The sequence below is a fragment of the Sphingomonas paucimobilis NBRC 13935 genome (assembly GCF_000739895.2).
Lineage (GTDB): Bacteria > Pseudomonadota > Alphaproteobacteria > Sphingomonadales > Sphingomonadaceae > Sphingomonas > Sphingomonas paucimobilis.
Genome location: NZ_BBJS01000013.1, coordinates 1 through 14863 on the forward strand (window position 1 = coordinate 1; position 14863 = coordinate 14863).

Annotated in this window: 12 protein-coding genes; 5 read left to right on the forward strand and 7 right to left on the reverse strand. The window is 65.2% G+C overall.

Annotation, left to right across the window (positions count from 1 at the left end; translation table 11 throughout):
* Positions 1-324, reverse strand: a 324-nt coding sequence (locus tag SP6_RS04165; protein ID WP_053003276.1) for a hypothetical protein, incomplete at its 3' end; no start/stop codon positions are given.
* 16 nt (positions 325-340) lie between these two features.
* Here SP6_RS04165 and SP6_RS04170 point away from each other — a divergent pair.
* Together SP6_RS04170 and SP6_RS04175 are read left to right on the forward strand one after the other, a co-directional pair.
* On the forward strand, positions 341-838 hold the full coding sequence (locus SP6_RS04170; RefSeq protein ID WP_126053147.1) for a hypothetical protein: 498 nt from the start codon (positions 341-343) through the stop codon (positions 836-838).
* A 225-nt stretch (positions 839-1063) separates the two neighbouring features.
* Entirely contained in the window at positions 1064-2245 is a 1182-nt protein-coding gene (locus tag SP6_RS04175; RefSeq protein ID WP_007404324.1) for an ROK family transcriptional regulator, read from the forward strand.
* Between the two features lie 66 nt (positions 2246-2311).
* Here SP6_RS04175 and SP6_RS20805 read toward each other — a convergent pair whose 3' ends face one another.
* The 5 genes from SP6_RS20805 to SP6_RS04205 all read right to left on the reverse strand — a co-directional run bounded on the left by SP6_RS20805 (position 2312) and on the right by SP6_RS04205 (position 8551).
* The gene (locus SP6_RS20805; protein ID WP_126053146.1) at positions 2312-2887 is read right to left on the reverse strand and encodes a hypothetical protein; all 576 of its coding nucleotides are present in this window, start codon (positions 2885-2887) and stop codon (positions 2312-2314) included.
* Positions 2884-4269: a family 43 glycosylhydrolase gene (locus SP6_RS04190; protein WP_042468591.1), complete on the reverse strand. Its 1386-nt coding sequence runs from the start codon at positions 4267-4269 to the stop codon at positions 2884-2886. The genes SP6_RS20805 and SP6_RS04190 overlap by 4 nt, the downstream gene beginning before the upstream one ends.
* Before the next feature lie 394 nt (positions 4270-4663).
* Positions 4664-5863: an FAD-dependent oxidoreductase gene (locus SP6_RS04195; RefSeq protein ID WP_007404294.1), complete on the reverse strand. Its 1200-nt coding sequence runs from the start codon at positions 5861-5863 to the stop codon at positions 4664-4666.
* 9 nt (positions 5864-5872) lie between these two features.
* Positions 5873-7483 (reverse strand): ABC-F family ATP-binding cassette domain-containing protein, encoded by a 1611-nt coding sequence (locus SP6_RS04200; protein ID WP_007404318.1) that lies wholly within the window; start codon positions 7481-7483, stop codon positions 5873-5875.
* A 120-nt stretch (positions 7484-7603) separates the two neighbouring features.
* Positions 7604-8551 carry an NAD-dependent epimerase/dehydratase family protein gene (locus SP6_RS04205; RefSeq protein WP_007404322.1) on the reverse strand — a complete coding sequence of 316 codons (948 nt, stop codon included), beginning with the start codon at positions 8549-8551 and terminating at the stop codon, positions 7604-7606.
* Between the two features lie 93 nt (positions 8552-8644).
* Between SP6_RS04205 and SP6_RS04210 the strand changes: the two genes are divergently transcribed.
* Complete coding sequence (locus SP6_RS04210) at positions 8645-9535, forward strand: LysR family transcriptional regulator (protein ID WP_007404329.1); 891 nt, start codon at positions 8645-8647, stop codon at positions 9533-9535.
* A gap of 77 nt (positions 9536-9612) precedes the next feature.
* Here SP6_RS04210 and SP6_RS04215 read toward each other — a convergent pair whose 3' ends face one another.
* Positions 9613-12408, reverse strand: a complete 2796-nt coding sequence (locus tag SP6_RS04215) for a TonB-dependent receptor (protein WP_050794147.1) — start codon at positions 12406-12408, stop codon at positions 9613-9615.
* 173 nt (positions 12409-12581) lie between these two features.
* Between SP6_RS04215 and SP6_RS04220 the strand changes: the two genes are divergently transcribed.
* Positions 12582-14150 (forward strand): tryptophan halogenase family protein, encoded by a 1569-nt coding sequence (locus SP6_RS04220; RefSeq protein WP_007404398.1) that lies wholly within the window; start codon positions 12582-12584, stop codon positions 14148-14150.
* Positions 14147-14857, forward strand: coding sequence for a SapC family protein (locus SP6_RS19980; RefSeq protein WP_007404342.1), 711 nt, complete (start codon positions 14147-14149; stop codon positions 14855-14857). Before SP6_RS04220 ends, SP6_RS19980 begins: the two co-directional genes overlap by 4 nt.
* The last annotated feature ends 6 nt before the right edge of the window (positions 14858-14863 follow it).

The window sequence follows — 14863 nt, forward strand, 5'->3', positions numbered from 1 at the left end:
GGCGCAGGCCAGGCAGGTCGCATCATCGTGCCAGCCGCCGGCTTCGACGCCTGGCGATGTCTCCATGTCCCAGGCGCTGACCCCGCACCCGCGACAGATGCGCGGATGCGCGCCGGCCGGTGCATTGTAGAGCTGGTGATAGACATCCGGGTCGAAGGGGAAGACGGCGCGCAACTGGTCGAGCGTCGCGCGCAGCTTGGCGCGGACGCCGGGCGTCTCCAGCGACCGGAGGAGCTGCGCCGCGATGCTGACCCCTTCCGGCCCGCGTGCGATGCGGCGCGCCACATCGTCACGCGACAGGCGGGCGGCCTGGCGGCGGAGCATCAGATAGGCATCCGGGGTGAGCGATCGATTGGAACTCTACAAATTGTCGCGGAGCGAGCATCCGCTGATCGCCCTGCCGCTGCCCTCCGGCCATGGCGCGGTCTGGGATGCGCGGCGGCAGCGGCTGTTTGCCCTGTCGCATGACCTGATCCAGGCCTTTTCCTTCGATCCGAAGCCGGCCAAGCTCCACCTGATCGAAACCGCGCGCTGGACGCTGCCCAGTCGCCGGGACGGACACGACCTGTCACCGGGGCCCGATGGCGGTTATGTCGTCACCACCGACGATGGTGTCTGGCGCTTCGATCCCGACAACGGCGATTTCACGCCCCTATCGGCGCTCAATCCCAAGCTACGGGTCAAGGCGGTCAGCGTGACGCGAGAAGCGATGGCATGGGTGCAGGCGGAGGAAAGCTGGTGGGCGCATGGCTTTACGGTGGCCAACCGGGATGCGACCGACCCACGGCGGATCGAGACGCCGGGTATGAAGCTCTACAAGGTTCGTTGGCTGCCATGAACGGGCCCCGTGCCCTGTCGCCTGTTCCACGCCGCATTCCCGCAAAAGCGATGTGCCGAACCGGATGGGTCGGACCGCGCGTTTGCCAGGGCGCCGGGAGGCGCCCACTTCCCCAGCACGGCTATACCGCCTCCACCTCCCATCGATGGTTCTGCCTGCATAGTTAAGGCGTTACGGTCCTCACACCCGCTTGACAGCAGCGATCCTGCGGGCTTTGCCAAGCGCATGAACGCGATCACCGCAGGCGAATATCCGGCCCGATTCCTGCGTGAAGACGGACGCCGCACTGCGACCGCCAATGAGCGTGTCGTGATGGAATTGCTGTCGCGTCATGGGGCGTTGAGTCGCGCCGATCTTGCCCGGCTGACCGGGCTCGCACCGCATTCGATCACTCGCCTGGTCGAGCCACTGATCGCACGTGGCCTGCTCCAAGAGGCGATGCCTGTTGCCGCCGGGCGTGGCAAGCCGGCGGCGAAACTGACGTTGGAGGGGGGGGCGGCCTTTGCGGTCGGGGTGTCGGTGATGACCGATGCCGTGTCGCTTGTCCTTCTCGATCTGGCCGGACAGGTGCAGGGCGTCCATAGCGAACGATTGGCCGACACCGCCATCCAACCAGCCTGTCGCCAGATCCGCCGGATGATCGACGACGCAGTTACCGAAGCGGGGCGCGACCGCACGACGCTGGTCGGGATCGGCGTCGGTGTGACGGGATATTTCATCGGCGACGGCGCTCGATTGAACCCGCCCCGTCTGCTCGATCCTTGGGCGCTGGTGCCGCTCGATACGATCCTGGCCGACGCGCTGGGGCAGAAGGTCTGGATCGACAATGACGGCAATGTCGCCGCGATCGGCGAAGCGATGCTTGGTCATGGCCGGACGTCACGTGATTTTGCCTATCTGTACTTTTCCGTCGGTTTCGGCGGCGGCATCATTTCCAAGGGGCTGCCCTTGCGGGGACGCCATGGCAATGCGGGGGAATTCGCCTCGATCCTGCCGGTGGATTGGCCGCAGCCCAATCTGGAGGCCTTGCGACTGATCTTCGAGGAGACCGGTACGCCGTTTCCCGATCTCCACTCGATGCTCGCCGGCTTCGATCCGGCACATCCGGCCGTAGACCTGTGGCTGGATCGCAGCCTGCCGTCGCTCAATCTAGTGGCGTCTGCGATTTCGGCAACGATCGATCCCGGCATGATCGTGCTGGGTGGCCGTTTGCCGACCTCACTGGCCTCGCGGATTGCCGAGCGCATTCGCTTCACCAACCCTGAGCGCCGTGGCTTCCACCGCCCCGCGGCCCGAATTGCTCCATCGATGATCGGCGGAGATGCTGCAGCGGTGGGCGCGGCGACTATGCCGCTTCGTGCGGCGTTCTTCGATCCCGATGCGGCCGCCTTCTATCTGGGGGAGTGAGAAGCCGCTTCATTCCACTGCTCGACGCCCGGAGATCGCATCGAACGCGGTCTTGGTGCTTGTACCTCACGCCTCACGATTGACGTAGAAGACAAAATCCGTCTGCCCATCATGGCCTGCGACCACTTCCTCGCCCCCGGAATAGCCGATCGCGGCCAAGGCCTGCTGCACTGCCGGGGCGCGGAAGGCGGTGCGGGCCGCTTCGGGACCGCCATTTGCCGTCCCCGATAGTTCGCACAGCGTGATCGTGCAGGCGACCTTCACTTCGCCCACGACGGAACCGGCGAAATGACCGGTAAACGCGCTCAGCACACGTTGCTCGATCGCCTGCCCCCGGGCGTCGCGCGGTTGCTGGTGCATGAGTTCGGCGACGTTGCGCGTGTCGGAGTCGCTGCGGGCGAGTGCCTCCGCTACATGCGGCTTGCGTGTGGCGACCGTGACGGGTGGTGGGGCAGGGAGTGGCTTGGGAGCGTGCTCCACGACCACGGACGGCGAGGCGGCTGGTGCCGCCCCACCAACGACCGCGATTTCGCCATGGCCTGTGTCCCCGGCTGGGCCCCGCGTCAGGACTAGTCCGGCCGCCAGCGCAGCTAGACCGACCGCTGCCCCGCCAAGCGTCATCCAGCCATGGTGCTTCGTCATGACGTGAACGACCAGCGTTCGTTTATGGCACCGCTGCATGGCCAGGTGATCAGCTTGCCGCCGCGGTCGCGCGAGTCACCCGATACGTTGAGGCAGCGGCCGCTGGCGCGGTTGATGATCGCCGATCCCGACACCGACCATTGCGCGCGATTGCCGATATTGCAGGTCGTCTGCACGACATCGCTGCCATTGTCCGCCTCCGCCAGGCAAAGACCGCTCTGCTGGAAGACATATTGGGTATAATTGCCGGCGGGGCGTCGTTCGATCGTGGCATTGGGGGCGCCGTCACAATCCCATTGGATGATCCCGGAGTCATAGTTGCGCGACTGGTTGGCGACATTGGCGCACAGCCCGCTCGAGGCGACCTTCATCATCGTCAGCGTCGTGCCGCTATAGCCATTGGCGATCGTACCGGCGCTGGCATTGATGGTGATCTGCGACGAGGTCGGCATGTCCACCGAGGTCGCGCTGGGGAAGGTCAACGGCAGCCAGACATAAGTGGAATCATTGGGCTGCTGCCCCGTTGCCGGACCCCAGCGATCACCGAGATAGAGATAAGATGTGCCATTGGTCCCCTGCACTGGCTGCACATAGGTGGATTGCGAATTATAGGTGCGGGGATCGCCGAAGCCCTGCGGCGCAGTCCAGGGGCCGGCCATGCTCGTTGCGGTCTGATAGGCGGCCTGGTTAGGGTTCCAGCCGGTCGCGGCCGAGGTGATCAGGAAATAGACGCCGTTGCGCTTGAACACCGCCGGGGCCTCGCGGTGATAGCCCTGCAGGACCGTCACGAGCGAGTCGATGCCGGTATAGCTGCTGTTCAGCTTATAGATGTTGAGGTCGTAATTGTTGGACGCCGCCGAGATCAGATAGGCGTTGCCGTCGGTATCGGCGAACAGCGTCATGTCGCGCGATTCATAATCGAGCGGCCGGAACTCGCCGACATAGGTGTAGTCCCCGTCGACCGTGTCCGACGTCGCGACCACGACCCGTGCTTCACCATAATCCTGGCCGTTCTCCTTATGCGCCCACAGCACATATTTGTTGGTCGCGGCGTTGTAGATGACCTTGGGCCGTTCGATGTTGGACGTGTTGAGGCTGGGAGCCGAATTGCGGGTCAGGATGTCGCGGCGGAATTCCCAGTTGTTGAGGTCGGTCGAGCGATACATCGAAACCGCCTTGAACAGCCAGCCGTCCCGATTTTCGCCGAGCATGTAATAATAATTGCCGACCTTGACGATCCCAGCGCCATGAGCCTGCACGGCGTCGCCGGTCGTCGTCGTGAACTGCGATCCATTGTTGACGGCAACATTCTGGCCGAAGGCGGCCGAACCGATCAGTGCACAGCAAGCCACCGCCTGGCGCACGACATGAAATCTGCCCATCGCTCTACTCCTCTCCGGGTTTCGCGGTGCGACCTTGTCATGCTGCCGACATCCGCGAGCCGCATCCTGCGAGGGATTAATAAGACTGACAATAAGGAATCGAACCGCTTGGAATGCTTTGTTTTTCAATCATGAAAATTTCGTTATGAGTCAAATACATCCCGCGCCGCCGCATGAAAAAAGAAATTTCAAAGATTTGGGTAGGTGAGGGCAAGGCGCGGAGTAATCAGAGCAAGCTCAGGCGCGACTCGGAGCCTCCTTGTTTCGAGAGAAAGAGTTGCGACGCCCAATCGCTTGCTCTGTCGCGTAGCGACGCGCCTTTTCCCGACGATGGGCGAAAGACGGCGCGGTATCGGTCCGCCCGAACTCCAGGCGCACGGAGCGGCCGCAATATTCAGTCGAACAAAGGCTTCAACGGATGGCCGACCAAGCCGCTGACGGTCGCCGCCTGAATGCGCGGCGCAGGCCATAGCTTCGACAAGGGGCCGACAATGCGGTCGCGTATGAAGGGGATCACCCGGCTGTCGGATTGATAGACCGGCGTGAACAAGGCGGTCAGCGTCTGATAGAGATGGACATGCCGCCGCCGCATCGCGATCGCATCGGTCAGCGCCGATGCAACGTCCCGTGACCGCCGCAAAGCCAGCGCCAAGGCATAGGCATCGAGCAACGCCATATTCGCACCCTGGCCCAATTGCGGGCTGGCCGAATGCCAGGCATCGCCGATATGGATCATTCCCGTCTCCGTCGGCGCGGGCAGCGTGCGATGCGCATAATGAGCGAAGGTGAGCTGCTCGGGCGTGTGGATCTGATCGAGCAGCGACCGGGTCGCAGGCCATAGCGCGGCGACCTCGGCCTTCCAGGCGTCTAGCCCCGCCGCTCGCCAATCCGCCAGCCGATCGGCGCGCAGCGACCAGAAAAGGGCGGCTTGTTGACGCATATCGCCCGGAAAGCGTCCGGTCCGAAGCACCCCGATCATCACGCTCGCCCGCAGGTATCGTTGCTCGAGCGCCGCCGGATCGAATCCGGCATGGGCGGGCCAGTCGAGGGTTCCCCACAGCGCGCCATAGGCCAAAGCACGGCCACAGGGCGGTGCGAGCGGTGTGCGTGTGCCGAGCGCATCGACGATCAGGTCGAACGGGCCGATGCGGCGGCTTTTCTCCAGCAGCAGATAGCGGCGGTCGCCGGCGGACGGCTCGCTACCGGTCACCCCGCAGCCGGTCTCGATCGCGATCCCCTCGGTGACGACGGCCTGGTGCAGCAGACTGAACAAGGTCGCGCGGTGAACGCCGACGCCGAATGCGGCACGCTTGCCCAGTGCCGAATAGCGCACATCGAGAACAACCCGCCCGCTGCTTCCGGCTTCGCCGTGCAGGCGGTCCACCCGCGCGCCCAGTTCGAGCAGGCCATCGGCCAACCCCAGCGCCTGCAACACCGCAAAGCCGGTCGGCTGGATCATCAGTCCCGATCCGACCGGCCGGGGCGCATCGAACCGCTCGAAAAGCGTGACATGATGGCCGTCGCGATGCAGGAGCAACGCCGAGGCGAGACCGGCGGGGCCGCATCCCGCAATGGCGATCTGAAGACGCTTCATGAGCGCAATCTAGCCGGGTTTCGTTACGCTGCCATCTTCTTCGACGGCGTCGATGGCCATGGTCCGTCCGATGCCGATCGCATCCAGAAAGCGGGCGTCGTGACTGACCAGGAGCAGCGCTCCGTCAAACCCTTTGAGGGCGCATTCGAGCACCTCGATGGATTCGATGTCGAGATGATTGGTCGGTTCGTCGAGGATCAGCAGCCAAGGCGGCTGCGGCCCCGAAAGAACGGCGGCGAGACCAGCTCTGAGACGCTCGCCACCCGACAGACTGCCGACGACCCGTTGCGCGTCGCGATTGCGAAAGGCAAAGCGTGCGCAGGCGGCATGGGCGGCTTCGTCGTCGAGCGTCGGGTGGAGGCGCCGCAGATTGCCGAAGATCGTATCGTCGGGGTTCAGCAAGCCGACATGCTGGTCGAGCATCGCGATCCGATCGTCGCGCCGCCAGATGGTGCCGGTGAGTGGCGTGAGGTCGCCGCTCGCGAGGCGGAGCAGGGTTGATTTGCCTGCGCCGTTCCGACCAGTGATCGCAACGCGTTCCGGACCATGAATCGCCAGCGACCACGGCCCGAAGCGCCGGCCACCGCGATCGACCGTCGCCTGCTCGATCGCAAGGGTTTGCGCCTGCGGGGGCAGGCCGGTGGCTGGTAACGTTATGGTGAGTGGCGTGAGGACCTCGATCCGTGCGCGGGCCGCGTCATGGGCTTGCGCGGCCTCCCCGATCTGCCGATCCGCAAGACGACGGGCGAGCCCGCCACTATTCTCCGCCCGTTCCGCCCGAGCGCCGAGCAGGATCTTCGGCTCCGACCCCTTGGCGGCGAAAGCGCGACCCGCCTTGTCGCGGCGATCCTTCGCTTCGCGCGCGGTCTGGGCGGCGAGGCGAGTGGCGCGAAGCGCCGCGTCGGTGCGATCGCGTTCGGCTTCGGCAAGCGCCCGCTCGGCGTCTCGTGCGGCGGCAAAAACCGACCAGCCGCCGCCGACGATGCGACTGCCGATCGGGCTGAGCTCGACGATGCGATCCATATGCTCGAGCAGGGCGCGGTCATGGCTGGCGACCAACAGGCCACCACGCCAGCCTGCGACAAGCCGCTCGATGGCGGCGCGACCCTCCCGATCGAGATTGTTGGTCGGCTCATCGAGCAGCAACAGATCGGGCCGTGCGATCGCCAGTCTGGCGATGCCGATCCGCGTTCGCTCGCCGCCGGACAGGCTGCCCATCGGTCGGTGAAGGTCGATGCCGTCCAACCTCATATCGGCGAGCGCGGCATCGATCGCGGCCGGAAGCATCCAGTCGGCGACATCGAAGTCGGCGGCCGTGCCGCCCCCGGCTTCGATCCGGGCAAGGACAGCCAGTGGCCCTGCAACGCCCAGCGCTTCAGCAACCCTGTCTTCTTCGGGCCAGGCCTGAATGAGCATGCCGATCGTACCGGTGCGATGGACGCTGCCCGATAAGGGCATGGCTTCCCCGGTGGCGATGCGCAGGAGCGTGGATTTGCCCGATCCGTTGCGGCCGACAAGACCGATACGCTCGGTCCCGACCGCAAAGGTCAGATCGTGGAAGAGCGCTTGGCCGTCAGGCGTGGCGGCGGAAAGATGCGAGAAGGTCAGGAAACTGGACATAGGCACCGTGACGGACGGGGAGGGCAGGGCGGATGGCGCTGATCTTCCGGTTGTTCACGGGCTTGGCTCCTTCGTTGTCGGTGGAATATAGAGGATGATGATGGTCCGCGCCACCCGGCCTCATAAACAGCCCAGACCCGCCAGCGTCACGCGCACCGCCTCATCGAGTGGCGTATGCGGTTCGTCGCCAAGTTCCGCGACCAGGCGGCGGTTGTCCAGGCGCACCGGTCGCTGCCACAGATAGCGCATTTCCATCAGTTCGCGCGGCGTCGTCGCGAAGAGACTGGCGAGGCGAAGCTGCCACCAGGGAAGCGGACGGATCGGTACGGCCGGATCGCCCAATACGCGCGCGATCGCCTCGACCATCCCGCGCCCATCCGGGTCCCAATGGCCGTCCATATGGAAGCGCGCAAAGGCTGGGAGAGAGGGGCGGTCGAGCAACCGCGCCATCGTCTCAGCGACGTCGGGCAGGAAGGCCCATTGGTGCCCCACGTCGCGCTTGCCGGGATTGCGGATGACACGGGGACGTGTGCCGCAGGCTATCAGTCCCTGACCGAACCAGTTGTTCGCAGCCCCCGGTCCGAAAAAATCGCCGGCCCGGACGATCAGCACCCGGGCCTCGCCGGCCTCCGACGCCGCCTTCAGGCGTAGCTCCAGCGCGACACGGATTGCGCCTTTGCGGGTGCGCGGATGCTGGGGGGCGTCTTCGGCGATCAGCGGGAAGGCATCGGGCCCGAAATTATAGACGGTACCAGGCAGCACGATGCGCGCGCCATTCGCCTTCGCCGCCGCCAGCGTGCTGTCGAGCATCGGCAGGACCAGCGTCTCCCAGTCGCGATAGCCCGGTGGGTTGACCGCGTGCACGATAACATCGGCCCTGGCGGCGGCGGCGATCACGCTGGTCTCGTCCAAGGCATCGCCGATCATGCGTTCGCATCCTTTGGGAAGTGGCGCGCCGCTCGTTCTCGTCAGCGCCCGCACCGTCCAGCCCCCCGCGAGCAGTCGCCGGGCCATCGCGCCGCCAATGCCACCCGTGGCGCCCAAGATCAGGGCCGTGCGCTGCGTCATCATCACCTCCATCATTCGTGATGCCGGGAATAATGATGCCGGGGCGGTGAAACGGAAATTGCCGAAAAACGGCAATCAGCTATACGAAAATGAATGAGCGAGGAGCCAAGTTGGGACGTCTATCGCAGCTTCGCAGCGGTGCTGTGCGAAGGATCATTGTCCGGCGCAGCCCGAGCGCTTGGCATGACGCAGCCGAGCATCGCGCGCCATATCGACGCACTGGAGCAGGAGCTGGGCGGCAAACTCTTCGTCCGCTCGCAGCGGGGGCTGTCACCCACGGATCGTGCCCATGCGCTCCGCCCTCATGCCGAGGCCTTGGTGAATGCGGCCCGGGCGCTGCGCCGTACCGGCAGCGGCGAGCCGGATCATGTGTCCGGCGTCGTGCGGATCAGTGCGAGCCAGGCGGTCGGCGTCATGCACCTGCCGCCCATCCTCACTGACCTACGTCGCGCGCATCCCGCACTTACGATCGAACTGGCGCTGTCCGATGAGCCCGACGACCTGCTGCAACGCCGTGCCGATATCGCGGTCCGGATGTTCGAGCCCGCCCAGCAGGCGCTGGTCGCCCGACAGGTCGGTGCCGTTCGCCTGGGTTTCCATGCTCACCGCGATTATCTGGATCGGCGCGGCATACCGGGCACGCTGGCCGAGCTGCGCGGGCATGACCTGATCGGTTTCGACACGCAGACCAACTTCATCCGCGCGGCGATGCGGCACTTGCCCGGCATCGATCGATCGATGTTCGCCCTGCGGGTCGATAGCGACGCGGCGCAGTTTGCGGCGATCCGGGCCGGTTTCGGCATCGGTATCTGCCAGACCGCGATCGCCCGCCGCGATCCGGCGCTGGTTCGTATCTTGCCCGATGCGCTGGACCTGCCGCTTCCCCTATGGATCGTCATGCATGAGGATTTGCGGCGGATCTCGCGATGCCGGACGGTCTTCGACGCGCTGGCGGCCGCACTGACCGTCATCGCGGCGGAGTGATGGTTCGGCGGCTTTCCGAGCAGCGGAAAGATCGGTGCGGGAAGGCGATGCCCTCCCGCCCCGACATGGTTCAGCCCTTAAAAGGAGAAGCGGACGCCCGCGTCATAGCGAGGCCCGAAATTCTGGTAGCGTAGCAATTGGTTGTCGAAGCGCCCGGTCGCGAAATATTTCGCGTTGAACAGGTTGGTCCCCTCGACGAAGACCTGGGCAAAGGGTGTGACGTTCACCGCCACGCTGCCGTCGAACTGGCCGTAATCGCGCACGAACACCGGCTCGTTACCCGGACCGCCCGCGAGCTGCTGAAGGAAGCGTTCGCGCCGGTTATAGGCGATACGCGCCGACACGCCGAATTTTTCGTAGAACAGGGTGGCGTTCTGCGAATTGCCGATACCCTCTGCCGCGAAGGACTGGCCGACCTGGCTCACGTCGAATTCGCGGTTGGTGGTCACGAAGGTCGCATTGGCCTGCACACCGAAACCGCTCAGCACGCCCGGCAGCCAGTCGAACGTATGCACCACGTTCAGTTCGAGCCCCTTGATCTTCAGCGACTCCGCGTTGCGCGGGCGTCGGACGCTGAACTTGGCGGTGTTGGGGCCGACGATCAGCCCGCCGACCGGCAGGTTGCCGGCATTGGCGATGGTGAACAATTCCTCGCCAAAGGTCTGGACGATGAAGTCGTTGACCGTCTTATGGAACACCGCCGCCGACAGGGTCGTGGTCGGCGTCGGATACCATTCGAGCGACAGGTCGAAATTGGTCGCGCGATAGGGCTTCAGCTCGGGATTGCCGCCGCTGGCGGTCAGCGTGGCGGGGCGCAGCGTCCCGATGTCCAGGCTGGGCGCCAAGTCGCCGATCGCTGGCCGCGTCAGCGTCTTGTACGCCGCAAAGCGCGCCTGGAGCTTGGGCGTGAAGTTCAGCTTGGCGTTCAGGTTGGGCAGGAAGTTGCTGTAGGAAGAACGCCGGTTGACCGATACCGCCGCCCGGTTGTTGGCGAAGACGCCGGTATAGGTCGTCGGATCGCCTGGCACCGGCAGCAGGTCGGTCAACTGCAATTGCTGTCCGGCGGAGACTAGTTCGGTATATTCATACCGCCCGCCGACATTGATGAACCAGGGGAGCCCGGCGACCGTCCCCTCCAGATCGACATCCGCATAGCTGGCGAACACCTTTTCGCGCACGCGGGCCGAGGGTTGCTCGGTCACCGCATAGCCATTGGTGCGCGCGAAGATCGCCGCCGTCGTGCCCACTGGCTGGCCCCGGGCACGATCGAGCGCGGCCGTCGCCGCCGCGCTGGTCAGGAAGTTGAAATAGGCCTGGGGATCATAGGTCAGGAAGGTGGTCGGCACGCTGCCGCCCTTCTGTCCCAGTGCTCCGATGGTGAAGGGCGAGAGCAGCGACGGATCGGCGAGCGTCGGATAGCCGCAATAGAGGCAGCCGATATTAGGATCGGACGAGAAGGGGACGTTGCGCTTGTCGCGCGAGGTGCCGGTCACGCCGAAGCGGAGCGCCGAGACGATGTCCCAGCCCGGTTTCCATTCGGTGTTCCAGCGATATTCCTGGACCTTCTCGGTCACGTCATTGCCGGTACGCCCGGCGATATGGGTACGACCCAGCGCCGGGTTGGTCAGCACGCCGCCGGCATAGCCCGAGGTGGAGGGAATGCCGTTTCCTTCGGCCGCGTTGAACGAATATTGGGTCGGCACGCCGATAACGGTGAAATAGGATTTGCCGCCGCCCGCATTCTTGGCCTGCGAATAGGTGGCGTCAAAGACCATGCGCACCGTCTCGGTCGGGCGCCATTCGGCATTGAACCCGGCCTCATAGGTCGTCGTCTCGCGCACCCCGCCCGAGGCGATGAAGTCGGCATTGCCATTGGTGGTCAGCGAGGTGACGGTGCGGTTGGAATCGATCCCGGCGGCGGTGTAGCTGGTCGGCTCGAACCAACTGCCCAAACCCCGCGTCGTCGTGTCGCTTTTGAACCGGTTGTACAGGCCGTCGACAGTGAAGGTCAGCTCGTCGGTCGGGGCATATTGCGCGACTAGCGTGGCGCCCAGGCGGGTCCGCGCGTCGCGCGTCTCGTTCACGTCCTGGTTTCGCGGGGCATAGACATTGGTATAGAGCGGCGCGCTGTTCGGGCCGACCGAGGTGCCGGGAATATAGCCGTCGGTGTTGATCGCACGGATCGAGGCGATGCGCTTCTGGTACGAGATCGAGGCGAGCAACCCCAGCCTGCCATCGGCGAAGGTGTCGCTGAGCAGCCCGAAGAGCTGCGGCGTCACCTTCTTGCTGTTGCCCTCATACAGCGCCTTGCCGGTGAAGACGCCCTTGAACTCCTTGAGCGCCAGCGGACGCGGCGTCTGGACGTTGATCGTCGCGCCGATACCGCCGCCCTGAAGCGAGGCCTGCGAGCTCTTATAGACCTGCGCGCCGCTGATCAGTTCGGCCGGGATCAGGTCGAAGGAGAAAGCGCGATTGTAATTGTCCGACGCGAAGCTGCGGCCGTTGAACAACACGGTGTTGAAGGCGGGGCCGAGGCCGCGCACGCTGACCGACTGGCCTTCGCCATTGCTGCGGTCGATCGCGACGCCGGGAATGCGTTGCAGCGACTCGGCGACATTGGCGTCGGGAAATTTCCCGAGATCCTCGGACGAGATGGCGTCGAGAATGCCGGCCGCATCGCGCTTTACGGCGGCGGCCGATTCGATGCTGCGGCGGATGCCGGTGACGACGATATCGGCGGAGGTGCCGTCCGCCTCGGTCTGGCTGGGGAGAGTAGCAGTCTGATCGGCGGGCGGTGTCTGGGTCTGCGCCAAGGCCGGTGTGGCGGCGATAAGTGCGACAAGTGCACTGGACAGGCCACCCACGACACGCATGCGATGACGCTTTTTGATTGCAGCAGCTTGGATCATATCTCTCCCCTAATCACATGTCCCGCAGCCGCTTCTCTTGAACGACTTGCTGGGCCAAGCTTATGCGCTATGTCAGACAAGTTCAATTGTAATCGCCGCGAATGGCATACGATGGACGCTGGGAGGGGGAGAGGCGGATGACGGAGCGGGCGGAACAGGGCGACGGTTCGGTGCGGCACGTCGTGGTGGTGGGCGGCGGCTCGGCGGGCTGGATCGCGGCCTGTCGCTTGGCCGCCCGCGTGCGACGGACGGGGGACGCCGTTCGCGTCACGCTGGTCGAATCCCGGACCGTGCCGACGGTCGGCGTGGGCGAGGGGACCTGGCCGACGATGCGCAACACGCTCGCCAAGGTCGGGATCACCGAAAGCGATTTCATCCGGTCATGCGACGCCGCGTTCAAACAGGGCGCGCGCTTTGTCGGCTGGACCGATGGAACGCCGCAGGATGGCTATTACCATCCACTCAACCCCCCGGCCGGCGCGACCGAGATCGATATGGCGCCGCACTGGCAGCATCGGCCGGAGGGCGACGCGGCGGTCTTTGCGGACTGGGTCGATTATCAGGCGATGCTCTGCGACGCGGGGCTTGCCCCGAAGACGATCGTGATGCCCGAATATGCGGGCCATGCGAACTATGCCTATCATCTGGATGCCGGCCAGTTCGCGACGATGCTGCGCGACCATGGCGTGGATGTGCTGGGGGTCGAGCATGTGGTGGGGGATGTGGTGTGCCCGCATATGACCGGACATGGCGACATCGCGCAGTTGGAACTGGCCGATGGCCGGCTGATCCCCGGCGATCTGTTCGTCGACTGCACGGGCTTTGCCGCCTTGCTGATCGGTGGCGTGTACGATGTACCGTTCCGTCGCTGTGGCGAGACCCTGTTCGCCGACCGGGCCATGGCGCTTCAAGTGCCCTATGACGACGAGGACGCGCCTATCACTTGCCACACCGTGTCGACCGCGCAGAAAGCGGGGTGGATCTGGGACATCGGCCTGTGGAGCCGGCGCGGCGTCGGGCATGTCTATAGCAGCGCGCATATCAGCGATGACGCGGCGGAAGCGGCGCTGCGTGATTATGTCGGGCCCCGTGCGGCCGACCTGAATGTCCGACGCATCACGATCGATGCCGGCCATCGCGAGCGTTTTTGGCAGAATAACTGCGTCGCGGTCGGCCTGTCCGCCGGGTTCATCGAGCCGCTGGAGGCATCCGCGCTGATGCTCATCGAGGCGTCGATGGACGCGATTGCCGATCGCCTGCCGCGTACCCGATCCGCGATGGACGTCATGGCGCGCCAGTTCAATGCGACCTTCACCCATCACTGGATGCGGATCATCGAGTTTCTGAAGCTGCATTATGTGCTGACCCGGCGCACCGACAGCGACTTCTGGCGGGACAATGTTGCGGCCGCCTCGATCCCCGACGGGCTGGCCGAGCGGCTGGAGCTGTGGCGGCATCATTCGCCCGCTCCCCAGGATTTCGAGCATGCGCGCGAGGTCTTTTCCTGGCCCAGCTATCAATATGTCCTCCACGGCATGGGCTTTGACGGCGCCTGTCCGCCGATCGACCCGGCCGCACCAGAAGCGGTTCTCGCGCAGCGTTTCGCCGCGCGGACGGCGCGCGCCAAGGACGAACTGCGGGACCGTGCGCCGCGTCACCGCGACCTGTTGCGCGCGATCCGCGAACATGGTCTGCAACGGGTATGACCGGCATCACTCCGCTTTCCCCAGCCGCGCATGGCGCGCTGCGCTATAATCGTCATGCGGCGGGTGCAACGCGCCGGATCATCCGCATCGGCCTATCCGAGATCGCCTTTGCCGCCGCCGACATGCCGCTGTGCCTGGCCAAGGATGGGCAGACCGGGCGGTTCAACCTGGTTGCGCTGATGAGCCTCATCGAACCGGCCAATCTTTTCGTCTTCGCCGGCGGGTTTCAGGCGACCTATGTCCCTCGCGCGGCGCTGCTCGGCGGCTTCCGGCTGGCTGCCGACGGGGCCGGGGGGCTGGCGATCGATCCTGCGGACCCGACCCTGGGGCAGGAGGGGGAAGCCCTGTTCGAGGGGGATCGTCCGGCGCCGATCGTGGCGGATATCGCCCGCGCGCTGGGTCAGGTGGTGGCCGATGTCACGGCGGTGCAATCATTGGTCGATGCCTGGGCGGCGCATCACCTGATCCGCCCCTTGGCGGTGTCGCTGAACAAGGCGGATGGGTCGGATCATGACCTAGCCGGGCTCTACACGATCGACGAAGTGGCGATGCAGGGCTTGCCCGACGCCGAATTGCTGGCGCTCCACCGAGCCGATCGCCTGGCGCCGGCCGCCGTGCTGACCGCTTCGCTGGCTCAGGTCGAGCGGCTGCGGCAGCTCCACAATGCCCGGTTTACGCCGGCCATCACCGCCTGTTCGCTCGATTGAGAGGCC

Excerpts from the sequence above, each read along its gene's own strand:
- SP6_RS04175 (WP_007404324.1), top strand. The coding sequence starts at position 1,064 with ATGAACGCGATCACCGCAGGCGAATATCCGGCCCGATTCCTGCGTGAA.
- SP6_RS20805 (WP_126053146.1), bottom strand. The coding sequence starts at position 2,887 with ATGACGAAGCACCATGGCTGGATGACGCTTGGCGGGGCAGCGGTCGGT.
- SP6_RS04190 (WP_042468591.1), bottom strand. The coding sequence starts at position 4,269 with ATGGGCAGATTTCATGTCGTGCGCCAGGCGGTGGCTTGCTGTGCACTG.
- SP6_RS04195 (WP_007404294.1), bottom strand. The coding sequence starts at position 5,863 with ATGAAGCGTCTTCAGATCGCCATTGCGGGATGCGGCCCCGCCGGTCTC.
- SP6_RS04200 (WP_007404318.1), bottom strand. The coding sequence starts at position 7,483 with ATGTCCAGTTTCCTGACCTTCTCGCATCTTTCCGCCGCCACGCCTGAC.
- SP6_RS04205 (WP_007404322.1), bottom strand. The coding sequence starts at position 8,551 with ATGACGCAGCGCACGGCCCTGATCTTGGGCGCCACGGGTGGCATTGGC.
- SP6_RS04210 (WP_007404329.1), top strand. The coding sequence starts at position 8,645 with ATGAGCGAGGAGCCAAGTTGGGACGTCTATCGCAGCTTCGCAGCGGTG.
- SP6_RS04215 (WP_050794147.1), bottom strand. The coding sequence starts at position 12,408 with ATGCGTGTCGTGGGTGGCCTGTCCAGTGCACTTGTCGCACTTATCGCC.
- SP6_RS04220 (WP_007404398.1), top strand. The coding sequence starts at position 12,582 with ATGACGGAGCGGGCGGAACAGGGCGACGGTTCGGTGCGGCACGTCGTG.
- SP6_RS19980 (WP_007404342.1), top strand. The coding sequence starts at position 14,147 with ATGACCGGCATCACTCCGCTTTCCCCAGCCGCGCATGGCGCGCTGCGC.